This window comes from Burkholderia sp. Ac-20345 (assembly GCF_017104825.1).
Taxonomy (GTDB): domain Bacteria; phylum Pseudomonadota; class Gammaproteobacteria; order Burkholderiales; family Burkholderiaceae; genus Burkholderia; species Burkholderia lata_B.
Map to the genome: position 1 here is coordinate 1 of NZ_JAAGPO010000070.1, position 20838 is coordinate 20838.

At 63.7% G+C, this 20838-nt stretch carries 22 protein-coding genes; 9 read left to right on the forward strand and 13 right to left on the reverse strand.

The genetic code is table 11. The features are described from left to right. Positions 1–579: 579 nt before the first annotated feature. The 4 genes from G3O06_RS24055 (at position 580) to G3O06_RS24070 (ending at position 4390) form a co-directional block, all read left to right on the forward strand. Complete coding sequence (locus G3O06_RS24055; protein ID WP_174971634.1) at positions 580–1797, forward strand: DUF2863 family protein; 1218 nt, start codon at positions 580–582, stop codon at positions 1795–1797. A gap of 210 nt (positions 1798–2007) precedes the next feature. Next, on the forward strand, positions 2008–2844 hold the full coding sequence (locus G3O06_RS24060; RefSeq protein WP_205817749.1) for a response regulator transcription factor: 837 nt from the start codon (positions 2008–2010) through the stop codon (positions 2842–2844). Between the two features lie 75 nt (positions 2845–2919). After that, a complete protein-coding gene (locus G3O06_RS24065) occupies positions 2920–3594 on the forward strand; it encodes an energy-coupling factor ABC transporter permease (RefSeq protein ID WP_175005433.1) in 675 nt (224 codons plus the stop codon). A gap of 139 nt (positions 3595–3733) precedes the next feature. Beyond that, positions 3734–4390 (forward strand): hypothetical protein, encoded by a 657-nt coding sequence (locus G3O06_RS24070; protein WP_205817757.1) that lies wholly within the window; start codon positions 3734–3736, stop codon positions 4388–4390. Between the two features lie 83 nt (positions 4391–4473). Here the strand turns inward: G3O06_RS24070 and G3O06_RS24075 are convergent, their stop codons facing one another. Together G3O06_RS24075 and yaaA are read right to left on the reverse strand one after the other, a co-directional pair. Next, positions 4474–5628 (reverse strand): carboxypeptidase family protein, encoded by a 1155-nt coding sequence (locus G3O06_RS24075; protein WP_174971640.1) that lies wholly within the window; start codon positions 5626–5628, stop codon positions 4474–4476. A gap of 88 nt (positions 5629–5716) precedes the next feature. Beyond that, positions 5717–6499: a peroxide stress protein YaaA gene (yaaA, locus tag G3O06_RS24080; RefSeq protein ID WP_205817750.1), complete on the reverse strand. Its 783-nt coding sequence runs from the start codon at positions 6497–6499 to the stop codon at positions 5717–5719. 57 nt (positions 6500–6556) lie between these two features. Between yaaA and G3O06_RS24085 the strand changes: the two genes are divergently transcribed. Together G3O06_RS24085 and G3O06_RS24090 are read left to right on the forward strand one after the other, a co-directional pair. After that, positions 6557–7036 (forward strand): putative toxin-antitoxin system toxin component, PIN family, encoded by a 480-nt coding sequence (locus G3O06_RS24085; protein ID WP_166960603.1) that lies wholly within the window; start codon positions 6557–6559, stop codon positions 7034–7036. Between the two features lie 33 nt (positions 7037–7069). Then, complete coding sequence (locus G3O06_RS24090; RefSeq protein ID WP_174915897.1) at positions 7070–8242, forward strand: pyridoxal phosphate-dependent aminotransferase; 1173 nt, start codon at positions 7070–7072, stop codon at positions 8240–8242. 42 nt (positions 8243–8284) lie between these two features. Here the strand turns inward: G3O06_RS24090 and G3O06_RS24095 are convergent, their stop codons facing one another. Further along, on the reverse strand, positions 8285–8941 hold the full coding sequence (locus G3O06_RS24095; RefSeq protein WP_174971644.1) for a glutathione S-transferase: 657 nt from the start codon (positions 8939–8941) through the stop codon (positions 8285–8287). 14 nt (positions 8942–8955) lie between these two features. On the opposite strand from G3O06_RS24095, the gene G3O06_RS24100 reads away from it, so the two are divergent. From G3O06_RS24100 to G3O06_RS24110, 3 genes are all read left to right on the forward strand, one after another. After that, positions 8956–9147 carry a hypothetical protein gene (locus tag G3O06_RS24100; protein ID WP_205817751.1) on the forward strand — a complete coding sequence of 64 codons (192 nt, stop codon included), beginning with the start codon at positions 8956–8958 and terminating at the stop codon, positions 9145–9147. Continuing rightward, positions 9144–9935, forward strand: coding sequence for an enoyl-CoA hydratase (locus G3O06_RS24105; RefSeq protein WP_174971649.1), 792 nt, complete (start codon positions 9144–9146; stop codon positions 9933–9935). Before G3O06_RS24100 ends, G3O06_RS24105 begins: the two co-directional genes overlap by 4 nt. A gap of 245 nt (positions 9936–10180) precedes the next feature. Further along, positions 10181–10873, forward strand: coding sequence for a glutathione binding-like protein (locus G3O06_RS24110; protein ID WP_174915893.1), 693 nt, complete (start codon positions 10181–10183; stop codon positions 10871–10873). Between the two features lie 47 nt (positions 10874–10920). Here the strand turns inward: G3O06_RS24110 and G3O06_RS24115 are convergent, their stop codons facing one another. From G3O06_RS24115 to nuoL, 10 genes are all read right to left on the reverse strand, one after another. Next, positions 10921–11397, reverse strand: a complete 477-nt coding sequence (locus G3O06_RS24115) for a MaoC family dehydratase (RefSeq protein WP_175000175.1) — start codon at positions 11395–11397, stop codon at positions 10921–10923. Further along, positions 11394–11855: a MaoC family dehydratase gene (locus G3O06_RS24120; RefSeq protein WP_174988515.1), complete on the reverse strand. Its 462-nt coding sequence runs from the start codon at positions 11853–11855 to the stop codon at positions 11394–11396. Before G3O06_RS24120 ends, G3O06_RS24115 begins: the two co-directional genes overlap by 4 nt. Positions 11856–11892: 37 nt before the next feature. After that, positions 11893–13026 carry an acyl-CoA dehydrogenase gene (locus G3O06_RS24125; RefSeq protein ID WP_205817752.1) on the reverse strand — a complete coding sequence of 378 codons (1134 nt, stop codon included), beginning with the start codon at positions 13024–13026 and terminating at the stop codon, positions 11893–11895. Positions 13027–13045: 19 nt separating this feature from the next. After that, positions 13046–14242, reverse strand: a complete 1197-nt coding sequence (locus G3O06_RS24130; protein WP_174915889.1) for an acyl-CoA dehydrogenase family protein — start codon at positions 14240–14242, stop codon at positions 13046–13048. A gap of 54 nt (positions 14243–14296) precedes the next feature. Then, on the reverse strand, positions 14297–14719 hold the full coding sequence (locus G3O06_RS24135; protein ID WP_122945890.1) for a DUF1178 family protein: 423 nt from the start codon (positions 14717–14719) through the stop codon (positions 14297–14299). Positions 14720–14855: 136 nt separating this feature from the next. Then, entirely contained in the window at positions 14856–15446 is a 591-nt protein-coding gene (locus G3O06_RS24140; RefSeq protein ID WP_174971659.1) for an NUDIX hydrolase, read from the reverse strand. Positions 15447–15482: 36 nt separating this feature from the next. Beyond that, entirely contained in the window at positions 15483–15779 is a 297-nt protein-coding gene (locus G3O06_RS24145; protein WP_043188818.1) for a DUF2818 family protein, read from the reverse strand. Beyond that, complete coding sequence (gene nuoN / locus G3O06_RS24150) at positions 15779–17233, reverse strand: NADH-quinone oxidoreductase subunit NuoN (protein WP_174915907.1); 1455 nt, start codon at positions 17231–17233, stop codon at positions 15779–15781. Before nuoN ends, G3O06_RS24145 begins: the two co-directional genes overlap by 1 nt. Before the next feature lie 36 nt (positions 17234–17269). Then, positions 17270–18760, reverse strand: coding sequence for an NADH-quinone oxidoreductase subunit M (locus G3O06_RS24155; protein ID WP_069248465.1), 1491 nt, complete (start codon positions 18758–18760; stop codon positions 17270–17272). Between the two features lie 16 nt (positions 18761–18776). Continuing rightward, on the reverse strand, positions 18777–20831 hold the full coding sequence (gene nuoL, locus G3O06_RS24160; RefSeq protein WP_174915887.1) for an NADH-quinone oxidoreductase subunit L: 2055 nt from the start codon (positions 20829–20831) through the stop codon (positions 18777–18779). Positions 20832–20838: the final 7 nt, after the last annotated feature.

Genomic DNA, 20838 nt, shown 5'->3' on the forward strand with positions numbered 1-20838 from the left:
CTCTTCAGTTTAAACCTGTTACTGTTTTCGGTTCAGTTAAGAACCGGTCGCTCACTCAAAGCTGACAGGAATATGAATTGCTTCATAAACCTGACTTACTTTAGTGTGAGACTCTTGATACTTTCGCTATCTGATCCGAGGATCAGCTCGCTTCCATCAAGCGCCCACACTTATCGGCTGTTAATTTTTAAAGAGCATCCTGCGAGGAACTTCGTGTTTCTCAGCAGCGCTGCGTTTTCAGCAGCAGAGAAGCGAGATTATGAACCGTGTTTCGCAGATCGTCAACAACTTTTTTCACTACATCGTTGCGACCGCGGGGCTCAACTTCCAGGCCAGCTGTGCGCTCCAAGACTTCAGCACACCACCAGCCCTGCTTCCCTCTTCCGCGCCGTGTTTCCGTTAGCGCGAAAGAGGCGTGATTGTAGGTAGCTCGCGGCATTCGCGCAAGGGGTTTGAAGCAACTTTTTTACAAAAGCTGCAATTCAGCCGGTTGGCCATGCCTCGGCACGAGACCGCTTATGGTGCAAAGAACGGACTAGAATGTGAGGCTCTTCGCCTCTTTCTATATACGTCTTTAATATGCGCCAGCGAATCGCCAAACGCCTCCCCCCCGATGCCGACAAACTGGTCGGTCTGTCGCTTGCGCTCTTCGCGTCGGGCAGCCGCATCGAGGATCGCTTCTGGGAAGCGAAGCTCGACGCGCTGCTCGCCAAGATTGTCCGCAACGGCAACCAGACCACGCTCGACGCAGCGCTTGATCATCTTCAGCAGAATCATCCCGACGCCTACGGCGCGCTCGCCGACATGGCCGAGACGCACAGCGAGTCGATGGTGATCGAGCACGACGGCCAGCCGTTCGATGCCCTGCTGGTCGCCGTCCCGGTTCTCGCATGGACGCGCTACATGATTCCGTCAGGCCCGCTCAAGGGTGACGTTGCCGACGCGCTGCGAACGCACCTGCAGGCTCACGTCCTCGCGACCGGCACCCTGGTCGGGCTTGCCCCGTTCCTCTACAGCATCGACCAGTTGCCGCGACACCACGTCGAGACATACCGGCTGGCCCAGCAACTCGCACATGCGGCGATCAGCCAGCACACGCCCAAGCTCAGCTTCGGCGACCTGCCCGAAACCTCGCCGATCCTGGCCGACCCGCGCTTCCTGCTCGCCGTCGTCGCCGCGCCCGCCGGCGCACCGCTATTCCGCTGGCAAGAAGAAGAAAGCGGCAGCCGGATCGAACGTGGCCAGTGTCTCGAGCAATGGACGGCACAGGGCGGCCCGAACCTGTCGATCGCCCTGCCCGGCTGCGAGTTCGAATGCCTGCTTCCGGACGCGTACTATTCGGCCTGCCGGGATGCGGACGAACGCGTGCGTCCGCACACGGTGAGAACGGCCATTCGTTATCTTTTCGACACACTTGGTGCGGCACCGCAAGAGCTGCGCGCGGTGGTCGCCGGCTTCGGCGAACGTCGTATCGACGAGTACCGTGTCGGCTTCACACGGCGTGCCAGCAACGACGTAATCTACGGCGTCGTATGGCCGCTCTACGGCCGTGAAAACGGCGACGTGTCGATCGACAGCGCGACGCTCGAGGGCGAAGCACCGATCGAAGGACCGGTCGAGGAAATCGTGAGCCTGCTGAAGGAATGCGGCGTAACCGACGTCCGGCGGCACGCGGGCCGCTTCGAACCCGAATATTGCGATGACTGCGGCGTGCCGCTCTACGCGGATCCGCTCGGCGAAATCGTCCACGCGGAAATGCCGGAAGACGCGTCACCCGCCCAGCCGCACTTCCACTGACCCGTACAGCAGGCCCTGACCGCCTGCCCGTCCGAAGCCGCTCACGGTTCCCGCCGGAGCGGCTTTTTTCTTGTCCGCCATCCCGCCGCCCGAAATTTCATACTTTTCCTAAGCCTTTCAGCCAAGCAGACATCGTGTAAGGTCTTTGTCATCATCAGACCCAAGGCATGCCAGACGGCAGATCAATGGCTCACATTACGGAGGTTGAATATGCGGTTCCTGATGCTCAATTCAGACGCCGAGCGGCGTGACGGACTGAAGGCCCTGTTGCGACAGATCGACCGTCACGCCGGCATCAACGATGCGCCCGACAGTTTTCACGCGCGCAGGCTGCTGCGAAACCAGCGTTTCGACCTCGTCGCGATCGACTGGCTCGACGTCGGCCGGCTCAGCGAGCTTCAGGCGCTCTGCAGCGCGTGCTCGCCGACACCCGTCGCCGTCCTGGTCGACGAAACATCGCCGGAAGCCATCCAGCGCTTCTTCAACTACGGTGTCGCCGGCGTGATCCCGAATTCCACGCGGCCGCACCTGATCGTGCGTGCGCTCGAGATCGTGCTGCTGGGCGGGCACTACATCCCGCCGATCGCGCTCCGCCTGCTGCCTTCCACGGCTGCGGCGCGCTACGATGCCCATTTCCAGACACTCGCCGGGTCGCTTCCCCGCCGGCCGCCGAGCGGCCTCTTGTCGCCGCGGCAAGCGCAGATCATGCGCTTCGTCCACATGGGCAGCACCAACAAGATGATCGCCCGTACGCTCGGCATCAGCGAAGGCACCGTCAAGATCCACCTCGCCAGCATCTTCCAGCAGCTCGGTGCCGCCAACCGCGCCGCCGCGGTCGCGATCTACAACGGGTGGCTGTCGCCCCACCTCGAAGTGCTGCTGGCGAACCGCAGTCGCACGCGCAAGCCGCCCATCGGCGAACACGGCCCGGTTCCGCTGCGTACGCAACGGAGCGACCGCCCGTACCCGTTGCCGGCCTCTATCGACGGCGCGCAGGACCTGCCGATAGCCGCCGAGCCGCCAGCGCGGTTCCGGCGCGAACGCTAGGCAAACAGTCTCGATATTGCGACGGTCGGCGTGTGCGGATTCCCACCTTTGATGCTCAACGAGTAATATGGACGCATGGGTTTTCTCTTCACACCGCTTCCGCTCTGGGTTGGCATCGGTGGCTGGATCGCCGCCGTGGCCCTGCTCGCGCTCGCGATCTGGAATCGTCCCTTCGTACGCCTGCAGGACGCCACGCTCCAGCACGTGTGGCTCGCGCTCGTCACCGCCATTGCGGTCCTCTGGGCCTCGAATGCGTGGCTCGAAGATGGCATCGTCATGCATCTGCTTGGCGCGACGCTGCTCGTCACACTGTTCGACTGGACACTCGCACTGATCGCGATGGGCGCCGTCACGGCGGTCGCCGCGATCATCTTCGACGCGCCCTGGCAGGGCATTGGCCTGACCTATCTGATCTACGGCGCGCTGCCGGTCGCCGTATCGGCATTGCTGCAGCGCGCCGCGCTCGCATGGTTGCCGCACAACCTCGCGTCGTTCATCACCGGTCAGGGATTCCTGTCGCCGGCCATCGCGATCGTCGCGGTCGCCGCCGCCGCGGCCGGGGTCCAGCTCGCGCTCGCAGATGGCGTGCCCGTCGTGATTCCGGCCGGCTACCTGCTGAACACCGCGCTGCTTGCACTCGGCGAGGCATGGTTCACCGGCATGGCGACGGCGCTCATCGCCGTCTATCGCCCCGCATGGGTCACGACCTTCGACGTCCGGCGCTATCGCCTCGGCGGCCCGCGCGCCTGAATTGCTCTCTGGCGGCGGCACCGTCATCACGTGCCGGCAGCCCCTCACGCAGTGCGGCAGAATGCGACATCTACTGCCGCACAACTTTTTTACGCTAAGATTGAACTCCGGTTCTTCATCGGGCATCTATACGTGCCCGATGTCTCATTCGCTCCTCACCAATAACCAGATGGACAGCTCTCCTGCGTCGCTCCGGATTTTCCGGGCGCTCGGCAAGCTGGCAGCCTGTATTGCGGGCCTGTCGCTTGCGCTTCCGACACCGGCATTCGCCGACCTGCTCGACCAGCGCTCCGAACTGATCAACAAATTCGTCAATGAAATGCATGCCGATCCGCTTGCCGCCGATTGTGCAGCGCACGGCAGCTTCATCGCCAGCACGTCGTCTGCCTTCGACCGCGTCGAATTCGCGCCGAACGCATTCGACAGCGGCAACGCGACGCTCACGCCATGGAACGACTCGTTCGACCAGGGCAAGCAGCGCGTAAAGGTCGACAATATCGTCACCGTCGACGGCCTCGGCATCCACAGCGACGGCAGCGACCCGACACCGCTGAAATTCCGATGCGGCTATGTCGGTCAGCAAATGCTCGCGTTCAGCTGGAACGACCCGGTTCCGCCGCTGAAGCCGCGCGTCGAGCGCTCCTCGTCCTCGACGAAGAAATTCAAGGGCAAGACGCACCGAGGCAAGGGCAAGGCAAAGGCATCGAGCCGCACCGGCAGCAAGAAGGCCGTCGCAACGAAAAAGTCGAGCGGCCAGAAGAAGGTCGTTAAGAAGAAAACCGCGAAGAAGTCCTGATACGACGAAGCGATATCGACAGAAGCAAAAAAAGCCGGGGCATCTCAGGATGCCCCGGCTTTTTTCATGGCGTGACGCTACGCTTACGCGAACGTGTCGACGTGCGCGAGGATCGCCGCCAGCATCGCCGCGCCGAGCGCCGCGCTTCGCTCGCCATTCCAGCCGACTCGCTCGTCGGGCAGGTTCGCGTTGTCCTTGAACGGCATCTCGAGCGTCAGCGACAGGCAGCCGAACTGGTGACCGATGTACTTCGACGCGAGCTTGAGCGCGTCCTCCTTGTACTTGCTCGCCGCATAGCCGTGCTCGGTCTGGAAGTCGGGGCTCGCGACCTTGAACGCTTCGATGAACGCGGTCTGCTCCTTGCCCTGCTGCTCGGTAAAGCTCGGCAGCATCTCCGAACCGGCAACGAACACGTACGGCAGATCCTCGTCGCCGTGAATGTCGAAGAACATGTCGCAGCCGATCGCATGGATCGCGTCGCGCACGGCCAGCACCTCGGGGCTGCGCTCGGCATCGGGCGCCATCCACTCGCGGTTCAGGTTCGCGCCCGCCGCATTGGTGCGCAGGTTGCCATGCACGCTGCCGTCCGGGTTCATGTTCGGGACGATGTGGAACGTCACGCGATCGTACAGCTTGCGCGCGACCGGATCGCCGGCCCAATCACCCCATCCGGCCAGCCGCTTGACGAGCCCTTCGACAAACCACTCGGCCATCGACTCGCCGGGATGCTGGCGCGCGATGATCCACACCTTCTTCTTCGGCGTGCCATCGGTTTCCGGCGTGCCGAGCGTCAGCAGCGACATCGGACGGCCTTCGACCGTGCGGCCGAGTTCGACGACGCTCGCCTGCGGCAACTGCTGGACAGCGCCGAGAAATGCCGCGTGACGCTCTTCCGAGTACGGTTCGAAATACGCGTAGTAGATGCTGTCGAATTCCGGCGTATGGTCGATGGTCATTGTCTTGCCGTCGAACGTCGTCGGCACGCGAAACCAGTCGACCCGGTCATAGCTCGCCACCGCGCTGTAATTGCGCCAGCCCGACGGATACGCGCATTCGGCAGCATTCTCGAACGTCATCACGCAGCGCTCGCCGCGCGCGCCGGTCAAGCGGTAGTAAAACCATTGCGCGAATTCCGAGCGATTGTCGCCACGCACGCGCAGCCGAATCGCATCGGGACTGTCGCACGACACGACGTCGATTGCGCCTGCGTCGAAATTGCTGGTGATCGAAAGGGCCATCTGTCTCTCCTTGGGCGACCGGAACAGGCGGTGTAGCGCTTGCCCGGCCTCATGCATGCGCCGGCCGTCTCGTGAACGGCCGGCAGGGTCACTCGCCGACTCGCCGGCGATATACGTAAGTCGAATCATTCGACGCAGCCGCATCGAACGCATAGTCTTCCGTCTCGAAATCCTTCAGCGCCTTCGGGTCGGTAATACGGTTCTCGACGATAAAACGCGCCATCAGGCCGCGCGCACGCTTCGCATGGAAACTGATGATCTTGTAGCGGCCGCCCTTCCAGTCCTCGAACACCGGCGTGATGACGGGCGCGGCCAGGAGTTTCGGCTTGACCGACTTGAAGTATTCGGTCGATGCGCAGTTGACCAGCACGCGCGCCGCGCCGCTGCGCGTTTCGAGCTGTTCGTTCAGCGCCCGCGTGATGCGGTCGCCCCAGAACGCGTACAGATCCTTGCCGCGCGCGTTCGCGAAACGCGTACCCATCTCGAGCCGGTACGGCTGCAGCAGGTCGAGCGGACGCAACAGCCCGTACAGGCCCGACAGCACGCGCACGTGCTGCTGCGCATAGTCGAGATCGGCGGACGACAGCGATTTGGCGTCGAATCCTTCATATACGTCGCCGTTGAACGCGAGCACGGCCTGTTTCGCGTTGGCCGGCGTAAAGGTCGTCGACCAGTCGGCGTAACGCTGGAAATTCAGGCGCGCGAGCGGATCGGAGATATCCATCAGCGTCGCGATGTCCTGCGGCGACAGCTTGCGCAGGCCGTCGATCAATTCCGACGCGTCGTCGACGAATGCAGGCTTCGTGTAAGACTGGACGTGCGCGGGCGTATCGTAGTCGAGGGATTTGGCTGGAGAGAGAACGATTATCATAGAGGCTCGCTGGCACGCCGTGCCTTGCGGTCAGACGAAAACCACCGATTGTAACGAATGACCCGCTCTCTCGCCCCACACGCCGCGCATCGCGTCGTGCTCGACTCGAACGTCTGGATCGACATCCTCGTATTCGACGACCCTGCTACGCGCCCGATCCGTGCCGCGCTCGAACGCGGCACGCTTGCCGCCGTGATCGACGGCCGCTGCCTGACCGAACTCGAGTATGTGCTCGATTATCCGCAGTTCCAGGCGCGCGCTGTCGACAAGGCTGCTGCGCTCGCGACCGTCGCCCGCCTGGCGAGCCTCGTGGAGCCGCCGGCCGTCGACGCCGACGCGCCGCCATTGCCGAAGTGCAAGGACCGCGACGACCAGAAGTTTCTTGAACTCGCCCGCGCCGCCCAGGCCGAGTGGCTCGTGTCGAAAGACCGCGCGCTGCTGAAGCTCGCGAAGCGCACCGCACGCGACTTCGGCTTCAGGATCGCGCAGCCCGCGCCCTTTGCCGAGGCTTGCGCGCTCGACGCCACGCCGGCCTGACGCACGCACCCCCACCCGATTTCGACCGTATCGATGAACGCTCCTTCAGACATGCCAACGACTCCCGTTTTCCCCTCGCGCCTGCCGAACGTCGGCACGACGATCTTCACGATCATGAGCGCGCTTGCCGCAGAAAAAGGCGCGGTGAACCTCGGCCAGGGCTTTCCGGATTTCGACTGCGATCCGCGCATCGTCGATGCGGTTGCCGGCGCGATGCGCAACGGGCACAACCAGTATCCGCCGATGGCCGGTGTCGCGCCGCTGCGCGACGCGATCGCAGACAAGATCGCGCAGGTCTACGGCCGGCGTTACGATCCGGCGACCGAGATCACCGTCACGGCCGGCGCGACGCAGGCACTGCTGACGGCGATCCTGTGCACGGTGCATCCGGGTGATGAAGTGATCGTCGTCGAACCGACCTACGACAGCTACCTGCCGTCGATCGAACTCGCGGGCGGCAAGCCCGTGTTCGTCACGCTGGAGGCGCCCGACTACGCAATCCCGTTCGACCGTCTGGCGGCCGCGATCACGCCGAAAACGCGCATGATCTTGATCAACACGCCGCATAACCCGACGGGTACCGTGTGGCGCGAGGCGGACATGCGCAAGCTCGAAGAGATCGTGCGCGGCACCAACGTGCTGATCCTGTCCGACGAGGTCTACGAGCACATGGTCTATGACGGCGCGCGCCACGAGAGCGTCGCGCGCTATCCGGAACTCGCCGCGCGCAGCTTCATCGTATCGAGCTTCGGCAAGACCTATCACGTGACGGGCTGGAAGGTCGGCTATGTCGCGGCGCCTGCCGCGCTGACCGCGGAATTCCGCAAGGTCCATCAGTTCAACGTGTTCACGGTGAATACGCCGATGCAGATCGGGCTCGCCGACTACCTGCGCGACCCGGCGCCGTACCTGACGCTTGCCGACTTCTACCAGAAGAAGCGCGACTTCTTCCGGGCCGGCCTCGAGCGCACGCGCTTCAAGCTGCTGCCCTGCACGGGCACATACTTCCAGTGCGTCGACTATTCGGCGATCAGCGACCTGCCGGAAGCGGAATTCTCGAAGTGGCTTACGTCCGAGATCGGCGTGGCCGCCATTCCGGTGTCGGCGTTCTATCACGAGCCGCACGAATCGGGCGTCGTCCGGTTCTGCTTCGCGAAGCAGGAAAGCACGCTCGCGTCCGCGCTCGAACGGCTCGCCCGCCTGTAAGGCCCGCACGGGCGGCCGCACGCCGCCCGCCGGGAACCGCGCTTACGATCGCGCGACGCTCGTCGCGTCGATATACGCCTTGCGCTCGGCCGCCACGCGCTGCGCGGCGGGGCGCTCGCCCACCTTCTTCGCATGCGCCTTCCAGTCGATGCCTGCATCGAGCAGGAAATCGCGTCCGAATATGGCCTTCGTCGCCATGCCGATAACCGGCAGATGAACCCACGCGGCGATGTCCGCGAGGCCGAACGATTCGCCGAGCACATACGGCGAAAACTGCGTCATCTGCTTGAACGCCTCGATCGCGCGCGGCAGGCGCTTCTCGACGTGCGCCTTCATCCCGTCGCTGACCTTGCCGCCGAAAAACGCTTCGGTATAGACCTCGCGTGCCATCCATTCGAGATACAGCTCGAGCGTCTCGATCAGTTCGCGCACCTTCGCGCCTGCAAACGGGCTGGCCGGAAAAATGCCTTTCTCGGGATAGCGCGCGGCCAGGTACTCGATGATCACCTGCGACTCGAACAGCGCGCCTTCTTCGGTCTTCAGAAACGGAATCTTGCCGAGCGGCGAATCGACGAGCTGCGCCGGATCGCTGATCGGCAAACCGCATACCGACTCCTCGAACGGAATGTCGTGCTCGAGCAGGACGAACTTCACCTTGTTGTAATAGTTGGACAACGGAATACCGCACAGCTGTAGCATCGGAGTCTCCTTCCTTGCTGAAGCGCGGCCGCATCGATGCCGGCCGCATCGGGATTCATCGCGCTGAAAAGCACGTTCGTGCTAGTCTAAAGCAAGTTTTGCGTTCGTCACGACAACAATACATCCGCTACGGCATCGGCCGCATCAGCGCGCGCGATGCGCCCGCCGCCGCTGCCCCGCCATCCGATGGAGACACGCTCGCATGAGTGCTGAACTGCTGGCCTCGCGGCCGCCCGAGAGCGATTCGACGCTCGTCCTCACGCTATCCAATCCCGGCGCACGTAACGCGCTGCATCCCGACATGTACGCGGCCGGCATCGAAGCGCTCGCCACCGCAGAACGCGATCCCGGGATTCGCGCCGTCGTGCTCACCGGCGCCGATCGCTTCTTCTGCGCGGGCGGCAACCTGAACCGGTTGCTCGACAACCGCTCGAAGGATCCGTCCTACCAGGCCGACAGCATCGATCAGCTCGCTGCATGGGTGACGGCGATCCACGCTTCGACGAAGCCGGTAATCGCGGCGGTCGAAGGCGCCGCGGCCGGTGCGGGCTTCTCGCTCGCGCTCGCGTGTGACCTGATCGTCGCCGCACACGATGCGAAGTTCGTGATGTCGTACGCGCGTGTCGGCCTGACGCCCGACGGAGGCGGTTCGTGGTTCATCGCGCGCGCACTGCCGCGTGCGATCGCGGCCGAAATCCTGTTCGAAGGCAAACCCGTCGCAGCCGAACGTCTGCACACGCTCGGCGTCGTCAATCGGCTCGCCGTGCCGGGCGCGGCATTGACCGACGCGCTGGCATGGGCCGATGCGCTCGCCGGCATCTCGCCGAATGCACTCACGCGCATCAAGTCGCTGCTCGACGACGCAACGATGCAACCGCTCGACGCACATCTCGAGACCGAGCGCGATCATTTCGTCGCATCGCTGCATCATGCGGACGGGCTCGAAGGCATCACCGCATTTCTCGAGAAACGCCCGCCCCGTTACAAGCGCTGAACCGTCGCACCCGCTTTCGAATTGACGCGTCGCCACCGCATCGGCCCGATGCGGCACGGCGACGCCCCTTCTCGACGACTCGGGACGACACGCAATCGCCCTCGTCGCCATGTCGCTCCACACGCGCGCACACGCATCGGCGCGCACATTTCCGCCGCCAGCAACCCTCATCGATCCATGCTCTAATGACCGCCTGTCGCGGCGCTGCCGGCGCCGTTTTCGCGCATGCAACAAAGGAGTTCACGATGATCGACGTCTATAGCTGGGCGACCCCGAACGGCCACAAGGTGCACATCATGCTCGAGGAAACGAGCCTCGCCTATCGTGTCCATCCGGTCGATATCGGCGCAGGCGACCAGTTCAATCCGGAATTCCTGAAGATCAGCCCGAACAACAAGATCCCCGCGATCGTCGATCCGGAAGGCCCCGGCGGCCAGCCGATCTCGCTGTTCGAATCGGGCGCGATCCTGATCTACCTCGCGGAAAAGACCGGCAAGTTCCTGCCGACCGATCCGGCCGCACGCTATGCGACGCTCGAATGGCTGATGTTCCAGATGGGCGGTGTCGGCCCGATGCTCGGGCAGGCGCACCACTTCCGCCTGTATGCGCCGGAGAAGATCGAGTATGCGGTCAACCGCTACACGAACGAGGCGAAGCGCCTGTACAACGTGATGGACAAGCGTCTCGGCGAATCCGAATATCTCGCGGGCGATACGTACACGATCGCGGACATTGCGACGTTCCCGTGGACGCGCTCGTGGCAGAACCAGGGCATCGTGCTCGACGAATTGCCGAACGTGAAGCGCTGGTACGACACCATCGCCGCACGACCGGCCGTGCAGCGCGGCGTCGAAGTGCTCGCGTCGATGCGCAAGGCACTGCAGGACGACAAGGCACGCGAGGTGCTGTTCGGCGCGACGCAATACGCGAAGCACTGACGGGCATGTAACGGGCGGCGCGGCATCCGTGCATGCCGCGCCCCGCTTCAGAAGTAGTGCAGCGTGATGAATTCCGCCGCGCAGACAGGCAGCGGCGCATCGGGACGCTCGACCTGCATCGTCACCGACCACGTCACCTGCACACCACCCCGCGCGGCCTCGGCGGTTTCCTTTACCGCAAACAGCGCACGCACACGCGCACCGACCGGCACCGGCTTCAGGAACCGCACGCGGTTCAGTCCGTAGTTCACGCCCATCTTCTGCTCGAAACGCATCGCATCGACCATCAACGCCGGAATCAGCGACAGCGTCAGGAACCCGTGCGCGATCGGGCCGCCGAATGGCGACTCGCGCTGCGCGCGTTCGGGATCGACGTGAATCCATTGATGATCGCCGGTCGCATCGGCAAAGCCATCGACACGGCGCTGGTCGATCGCGAGCCAGCCGCTCGCGAGCGGCTCTGCACCGACACGCGCCAGCAGCGCCTGTGCCGATTCGATCAGCGGCAAGGTCACGTCGGTCATGCGTGCGTGCCTCCCGGATGACGCAGCCCGAAGATCACCTTGCTATGCACGGTGATCACCGTCTCGCCGGCACTGTTCACGCCGACCCATTCCGTCGACACGATGCCGCGGTCGGGCTTGCTCTCCGACACGCGCTTGTCGTGGACCTTCTGATACATCGTGATCGTGTCGCCGGCGCGCACCGGCTTGAGCCAGCGGATCGAATCGATACCAGGCGAGCCCATGCTCGTCGAGTCCGACCCGAGCTTCTTGATGAGCAGGCTCATGAACACCGAACACGTATGCCAGCCGCTCGCGACGAGCCCGCCGAAATGCGATGCTTTCCCGGCCTCTTCGTCGAGATGGAATGGCTGCGGGTCGTAGCGTTGCGCGAACGCCTTGATGTCGTCGGGTTCGAACGTGTAGCGGCCCACTTCGGTGGTACTGCCAACCACCAGGTCTTCGTAACTGATGCCCACTGGGTGTCTCCTTGTCTGGCGCGCTTGCGCGTCGCCGTCATGCCGCGTCGGCCTGCGCGAAATCGGGCAGCGCCGCGATGCGCGCAAGATGATGATCGGTGTCGCCGAGCGTCGTCTCGATGATGGTCAGCCGTTTGAACAGGTGTGCGGCGGCGACCTCGTTGGTCACGCCCATGCCGCCGTGCAGTTGAACGGCCTGCTGGCCGACGAAGCGTGCGGCTGCGCCGACACGCGCTTTCGCGGCCGACACGGCCTTGCGCCGCGCATCGGCATCGCCGCTCGCGTAGCGTACGGCTGCCAGGTAGGTCAGCGAACGCGCCTGCTCCGCGTGGATCAGCATGTCGACCATCCGGTGCTGCAGCGCCTGGAAACGCGCGATCGGCACACCGAACTGTTCGCGCGTCTTCGTATATTCGACCGTCGCGCGGTTCAGTTCGTCGAGCGCACCGACCGCTTCCGCACACAGCAGGAACGTCGCGTAATCGGCAACCTGCTCGAGGGCTGCAGCGTCGCGCGCACCGCCCGTCAGCAGTCGCGCCGGCGTTTCATTGAACCCGATCGTCGCGGCACGCTGGCCGTCGATCGTCCGGTAGTCGACCACCTTCACGTTCGCGGCATCCCGTTCGACGACGAACAGGCCGATGCCGCCGCCGTCGACACGCGCGGGCACGATCCACGCATCCGCCTGTGCGCCATGCTGAACGACCGACTTCGTGCCGGTCAGTTGGTACGTGCCGCCCTGCTCGCGCGCATGCGTGTCGAGTTCGAACAGGTCGTAGCGCGCATGCGGTTCGTGGAACGCGACCGCCACACGCTTCTGCCCCTGCGCGACTGCCTCCAGCAGCGCCGCATCCTCACCGGCGCCGGAGCCGGCGATGCGCAAGGCCTCGACGCCCACCGCCGTTGCCCAGTAAGGCTCGATCACGAGCGCACGGCCGAGTTCCTGCATCACGACCAGCATGTCGACCGGGCCGCCGCCGAAGCCGCCCTGCGCGTCCGGCACGGGCAGCGCCGTCAACCCCAGTTCGGCGAATGCGCTCCATTGCGTGTCCGACACGCCCGCGTCGCTGCGCACGATTGCCTGGCGTGCGTCGAAGCCGTATTGCTCGCTGAGATAACGGCGTAGCGCGTCGGCGAACTGCTGCTGCTCATCGGTAAAGCTGAAATCCATGGTTGTCTCCGTTCCCTGATCACAGCCCCAGAATCATCTGCGCGATGATGTTCTTCTGGATCTCGTTCGAACCGCCGTAGATCGACGTCTTCCGGTAATTGAAGTAGTACGCGGCAAGCGGTGCCGCATCGTCATCGCCCGCGACGCTGTGCTCGCGCTGCCCGTCGAGGAACGGTACGTCGAACGGTGCGGCGAGCGGGCCGATCGCGTCGACCATCAGCTCGGTGAGCGCCTGCTGCACTTCCGTACCCTTGATCTTCAGCATCGACGCCTCGGGGCCCGGCCCCTTCCCGCTCGTCTCGAGGCTGACGACGCGCAGCACCGTCACCTCGAGCGCCATCAGCTCGACCTCGAGCGCCGCGACCTTCGCAGCGAACACGGGATCGGCGAGCAGCGGCTTGCCGTTCTTGCGCTGGTTCGACGCGACGCGCTTCAGGAACGCGAGCTCACGCTTCGACGCGCCGACACGCGCGATACCGGTGCGCTCATGGCCAAGCAGGTATTTTGCGTAGGTCCAGCCGCGGTTCTCGTCGCCGACGAGATTCTCGACCGGCACCTTCACGTCCTCGAAGAACACCTCGTTGACCTCGTGGTCCTCGTCGAGCATGACGATCGGGCGCACCGTGATGCCGGGCGTCTTCATGTCGATCAGCAGGAACGAGATGCCCTCCTGTTTCTTCGCGGCCGGATCGGTGCGCACAAGACAGAACATCATGTCGGCGTACTGGCCGAGTGTCGTCCAGGTCTTCTGGCCATTGACGACGTAGTGGTCGCCCTGACGCTCGGCGCGCGTGCGCAACGATGCGAGGTCGGATCCCGAACCCGGCTCCGAATAGCCCTGGCACCACCAGTCCGAGCCGTCGAGAATGCGCGGCAGATAATGACGCTTCTGCGCTTCGCTACCGTATTTCATCAATACCGGCGCGACCATCGATACGCCGAACGGCAGCACGGTCGGCGCACCGATTCGCGCGCACTCCTCGTCCCAGATGTGCCGTTGCGTCGCGTTCCATCCCGGGCCGCCATATTCAACCGGCCAGGCGGGCGCGGACCAGCCGCGCTGGCCGAGAATCCGGTGCCAGCTCGCGAAATCCTCGCGGTCGAGTCGTTTGTGATCGAGTACCTTGGCGCGCAGTGCGTGAGGCAGGTTGGCCTCAAGCCAGGCGCGGACGTCGACGCGGAACGCGTCGTCCGAGGGGGAATAATCCAGATCCATGCGCAGTGTCTCCTCGCCGCGGCCGTCCGGCCCGGCAAGGATCCACTGCGTGCGTCATTGCAGCGGTTCTTTCAGCGCGGCAGGAATCGGTAGCGGCATCACGTCGATGCCTTCTTCGGCCAAGGATTGCACATCCTCCGGCGTCGTGACGCCACGGATGCTGCGTGCCGGCGCCTCGTTGTAATGGATGCGCCGCGCTTCCTCGGCGAAGCGCTCGCCCACGTTCTCGGTCTTCTCCAGCACCTCGCGCAGCGCGCGCATCACCTGCGCCTGCAGCGCACGCGGATCGGCCGGCTGCGCCTGCGTCGCACCCGACAGGTTCAGGCGCGGCGCCGACGGCAAACGGTTGACCTCGGTCGTCCCGCACACCGGACATTCGACCAGCTTGCGGGACAACTGCGCTTCGAATTCATCGGCGGAAGCGAACCAGCCTTCGAACCGATGACCGTGCGGGCACTGTAAATCGAGGACCTTCATGCTGAATCAGGGCGTGTGACGAGTGTAGCGCAAAAAGCGATTTTGTGAACGGTCGTGCTAAATATTGATCGCGCGACGCGGAGACTCCGCGTTACCGGATTGTAACGCGGTGCCCCACCCGCCGCTGACGCCGCGCTCAGGGCGTCAGGACCGGCCCGAGCGGCCACGTGCCGGACAGCACCTTGTCGAGCCACATCGTGCCGATGATCGTCTTCACGTCGGAGATCTGGCCCGTGCGCACCCATTCCTGCAAATCGGCTTGCGTCGCGGTGAAGGTTTCGAGGAATTCGCCATCGTCGAGCTTGCGCTCGCCGGCCGTCAGCCCGCGCGCCAGGTACAGGTCGATGAATTCGGTCGAATAGGAAATGATCGGGTGAATCCGGGCCAGGAACACGTACTCGCGTGCGGTGTAGCCGGTTTCCTCGCGCAGTTCGCGCACGGCGCATGCGAGCGCGCCTTCGTTCGGATCGAGCTTGCCGGCCGGGAATTCGGCCATCACCTTGCCGATCGGATAGCGAAACTGGCTTTCCATCAGCACGCGGCCGTCGTCGAACAGGGGGATCACCATCACCGCGCCCGGATGCTGGACGTATTCGCGCGTGGCTTTCTTGCCATCCGGCAGGCGGACGATATCGCGCTTGAGCTTGAGAAACGCGCCGTCGAAGATCGCCTCGCTCTCGAGGCAGGTTTCGGTCAGTGCGGCGTCGTGATTGGGTAGTTCGGCCATCGGCGGCTCCAAAATTGAGCGCGACGGCCGAAGCCGTCAGCGTCGTTTGACGAGATACTGGAACGTGAAGCCGGGAAACGCGAACACGACGAAAAGACTGAACGTGATCGCGTAGAACTGCCAGCCCTGTTCGAAGCGGTTGCCGGCGCGCGACTCGAGCCAGAAGCCGAGCGCGCCGACGATGAAGTACAGCACGATCAGCTCGCCGATCCGCACCCACCCGCTCTTCTTCGTCGCGCCGAACGGCACGACGGCGAAGAGGCGTTGGTTCAGGAACGGCAGGTTGGCGCAGACGAGCGCCAACAGCACGATAAACCAGCCGGCTGCCGACATTACAGCGGCAGCGTGTGACGAATTGCCTGCAGGCAGGCCGTCAGCAGCGGGCTCGGGATCAGGCCGAGCACGACGACTGCCAGGCCGTTCAGCACGAGGATCGTGCGCTTGCAGAAATCGCCCGAGATCGGCGTCGCATCCTGCGGTGCATCGAAGTACATCAGCTTCACGATGCGCAGGTAGTAGAACGCGCCGAACAGCGACGTGATCACGGCCAGCACGGCCAGCCACGTGAGGCCTGCGTTGACGGTCGCCTCGAGCACGGCGAGCTTCGCATAGAAGCCGACGGTCGGCGGAATACCTGCCAGCGAGAACATCATGACCATCATCACGAACGCGAACACCGGGCTGCGCTTGTTGAGGCCCTTGAAGTCGTCGATCGTTTCGGCTTCGAAATCGCGACGCGCGAGCAGCATCACCACACCGAACGAGCCGAGCGTCGTGATCAGGTAGACGATCGCGTAGAACATCGCCGAGCTGTATGCGTTCGCCGGTGCCGTTGCGTCGCCCTTCACGATGCCCGCGAGCAGGCCGAGCAGCACGAAGCCCATGTTCGAGATCGCCGAGTACGCGAGCATCCGCTTGATGTTGCGCTGGACGATACCGGTGATGTTACCGACGATCAGCGACAGCGCGGCGAGGATCACGAGCGCGGTCTGCCAGTTCTGTGCGAGCGGCAGCAGGCCCATCACCAGGAAGCGCAGGCCCCACGCGAACGCAGCAACCTTCGGGCCGCCGCCGACGAACAGCGTCATCGCGGTCGGTGCGCCCTGGTAGACGTCCGGCACCCACATGTGGAACGGCACGGCGCCGAGCTTGAACGCGATACCGGCGACGATGAAGACCACGCCGAACATCAGCACGGCTGCGTCGGTGTTGCCGCCGACCGCCTTGTACACCTCGCCCAGCTCGAGCGAGCCGGTCGCGCCGTACAGCATCGAGATGCCGTACAGCACGAAGCCCGACGCGAGCGCGCCCAGCACGTAGTACTTCATCGCGGCTTCGCTCGACTGAGCGGCGTCACGACGCAGCGCGATGACCGCGTACAGCGACAGCGACATCAGTTCCAGACCGAGGTACAGCGTCAGGAAGTTGTTGCCCGACACCATGACCAGCTGCCCGAGCAGCGAGAACATGCCGAGCAGGAACACGTCGCCGCGGAACATGTCGCGATCTTCGAGGTACTTGCGCGAATAGACGAGCGAGACCGCGAAACCGAACGACACGACCGCCTTCATCATGCTCGCGAACGAGTCGACGACGATCATCTTCGAGAAGAAGTAGTACTGCTGCGGGTCGAGCGCCTGCACCGCGAACCATACGCCGGCGACGACCGACGATACGACCGCGATCAGATAGGTCAGGCGGCGGCCGGAAGCACCGGTAAAGGTGTCGTTCAGCCATGCGACGACGATGGCGGCCATCACCAGCGCGTCAGGCAACAGGACATTCATAGGAGCGTTCATGATCTTGAGTTCCTCCGCTCGCGATTACTGGGCCAGCGGCAGCTTCGACTGCGCGACATGGGAGAGGAGGTTTTCCACGGAAACGTGCATCACGTCGGTGAAGGGCTTCGGATACAGGCCCATCAGCATCGTGAACGCGGCAAGCACGGCCAGCATCACGAATTCGCGACGGCCGATGTCCTTCAGCTTGGCAACGTGATCGTTCGCGACCGCGCCGAAGTACACGCGCTTGTACATCCACAGCGTGTAGGCAGCACCGAGGATCAGCGTGAATGCCGCGCCGAAAGCGATCCAGAAGTTGTACTGGACGGCAGCGAGAATCACCATGAACTCGCCGACGAAACCCGACGTACCCGGCAGGCCGCAGTTGGCCATCGAGAACAGCATCGCGAATGCCGCGAACTTCGGCATCACGTTCACGACGCCGCCGTAATCGGCGATCTGGCGCGAGTGCACGCGGTCGTACAGCACGCCGATGCACAGGAACATCGCGCCCGACACGAAGCCGTGCGAGATCATCTGGATGATCGCGCCTTCGACGCCGAGCTGGTTGAAGATGAAGAAGCCAAGCGTGACGAAGCCCATGTGCGCGATCGACGAATACGCGACCAGCTTCTTCATGTCGGACTGCACCATCGCGACGAGGCCGATGTAGATCACAGCGATCAGCGACAGCGTGATCACGACGGGAGCCAGGAAGTGGCTCGCGTCAGGCGTGATCGGCAGCGAGAAACGCAGGAAACCGTACGCGCCGAGCTTCAGCATGATCGCGGCCAGCACGACCGAGCCGCCCGTCGGCGCTTCCACGTGCGCATCCGGCAGCCAGGTGTGGACCGGCCACATCGGCACCTTCACCGCGAATGCGAGGAAGAAGGCAATGAACAGCAGTATCTGCGGCGTCATCGCGATCTTCGCGTTCTGCCACGTCGCGAGGTCGAACGAGTGCGTTTCCGTGTACAGGTAGATCAGCGCGACCAGCATCAGCAGCGAGCCGGCCAGCGTGTACAGGAAGAACTTGAATGCCGCATACACGCGGTTCGGGCCGCCCCACACGCCGATGATGATGTACATCGGGATCAGGGTTGCTTCGAAGAACACGTAGAACAGCAGGCCGTCGGCCGCCGAGAATACGCCGATCATGATCCCGGACAGGATCAGGAACGCCGCGAGGTACTGCGCGACGTTCTCGGTGATCACTTCCCATGCGGCGATCACGACGATCACCGTGATCAGCGCGGTCAGCACGACGAACCACATCGAGATGCCGTCGACGCCGAGGTGATACGCGATGTCGAAGCGTTCGATCCAGGTCGACTTCTCGACGAACTGCAGCGCAGCCGTGCTCGAGTCGAAGCCCGTGATCAGCGGGATCGTGACCGCGAGGCCGAGCAGCGAACCGATCAGCGCGATCCAGCGGGCCGTCCCCGGATTTTTGTCGTTACCCACCGCGAGCACGAGGAGGCCGAAAACGATCGGCAACCAGATCGCGGTACTGAGAATCGGAAAAGCGTGCATTAAGTTGTCCCCCGCCTTATTTGCCGCCGAGCGTTACAAACAGGGTCAGGAGCCCCAGCATGCCGATGATCATGGCGAACGCGTAGTGATAGATGTAACCGGATTGGAGGAAGCGGATCACGCCGGCGAACCAGCCGATGAACCGGGCGCTGCCGTTGACGAGGCCGTCGATCACCACGACGTCACCCTCCTTCCACAGGCCGCGGCCGATCGCCACCGAACCACGGGCGAACACCACTTCGTTGATCTTGTCCATGTAGTACTTGTTGTCCAGCAGCGTGTAGATCGGGCCGAACGCGCGGCGGATCGACGCCGGCAGTTCCGGACGCTTCAGGTACAGGAACCACGCGACAACCACACCGGCGAGTGCGAGCCAGACCGGCAGGCCCGACACCGAGTGCAGGCCCATGCCCACCCAGCCGTGGAACTCCTCGGCCATCTCGGCCAGTGCCGGATGGTTTTCGCCGATGAAGATCACCTTGTCGAATGCAACGCCGTGCTGGAAGAAGTCGCCGAACAGCATCGGACTGATCGCGAACGCGCCGATGATGACCGACGGGATCGCCAGCAGCACCAGCGGCACCCACACGACCCACGGGGTCTCGTGCGGTTCGTGCGCGTGGTCGTCATGACCGTGGCCATGGCCGTGGTCGTCATGACCGTGCGCAGCCGCCATGCCCATCGGCGATTCCGGATGCTTCGGCTTGCGGAAGCGCTCTTCGCCGTGGAACACCAGGAAGTACATGCGGAACGAGTACAGCGCCGTGACGAACACGCTCGCGACAACCGCGAAGTACGCGAAGCCCGAACCCGGCAGGTGCGACAGCTTCACCGCGTCGATGATCGAGTCCTTCGAGTAGAAGCCCGAGAAGAACGGCGTACCGATCAGCGCGAGCGAACCGACGAGCGACGTGATCCACGTGATCGGCATGTACTTGCGCAGGCCGCCCATGTTGCGCATGTCCTGGTCGTGGTGCATGCCCATGATGACCGAACCAGCGCCAAGGAACAGCAGTGCCTTGAAGAACGCGTGCGTCATCAGGTGGAACACGGCGACCGGGTAAGCGGACACGCCGAGCGCGACGGTCATGTAGCCGAGCTGCGACAGCGTCGAATACGCGACCACGCGCTTGATGTCGTTCTGGACGATGCCGAGGAAGCCCATGAAGAGCGCCGTGATCGCGCCGATCACCGTGATGAACGACAGCGCGGTGTCCGACAGCTCGAACAGCGGCGACATGCGCGACACCATGAAGATGCCGGCGGTCACCATCGTCGCCGCGTGAATCAGCGCGGAGATCGGGGTCGGGCCTTCCATCGAGTCCGGCAGCCACACGTGCAGCGGGAACTGTGCCGACTTGCCCATCGCGCCGATGAACAGGCAGATACAGGCAACGGTCAGCAGGCCCCAGTCGGTGCCCGGGAAGTGCAGGCTCGCGAGTTCGGCACGCTTCGCGAACACTTCGCCGTAGTTCATCGAACCGGCGAATGCGAGCAGCAGGCCGATGCCGAGCAGGAAGCCGAAGTCGCCCACGCGGTTCACGAGGAACGCCTTCATGTTCGCGTAGATCGCGCTCTCACGCGTGAAGTAGAAGCCGATCAGCAGGTACGACACCAGACCCACCGCTTCCCAGCCGAAGAACAGCTGCAGGAAGTTGTTGCTCATCACGAGCATCAGCATCGAGAACGTGAACAGCGAGATATACGAGAAGAAGCGCTGGTAGCCGTCTTCTTCCGCCATGTAGCCGATCGTGTACACGTGCACCATCAGCGAGACGAAGGTCACGACGACCATCATCATCGCGGTCAGCGAATCGACGAGGAAGCCGATTTCGAGCTTCAGCGAGCCGACGTTCATCCATTCGTAGACGGTCGCGTTGAAGCTAGCGCCGCCCATCACGTCGAAGAAGACTTTCGCCGACAGGAGGAACGCGATCATTACGCCGAGGATCGTGATCCGGTGTGCGCCCTTGCGCCCGACTGCGTTCCCGAACAGCCCCGCAATCAGCGAGCCGGCCAGCGGAGCGAGCGGAATCGCCAGCAGCAGGTTTTCATTGAGTGTCGTTGACATAACAGCG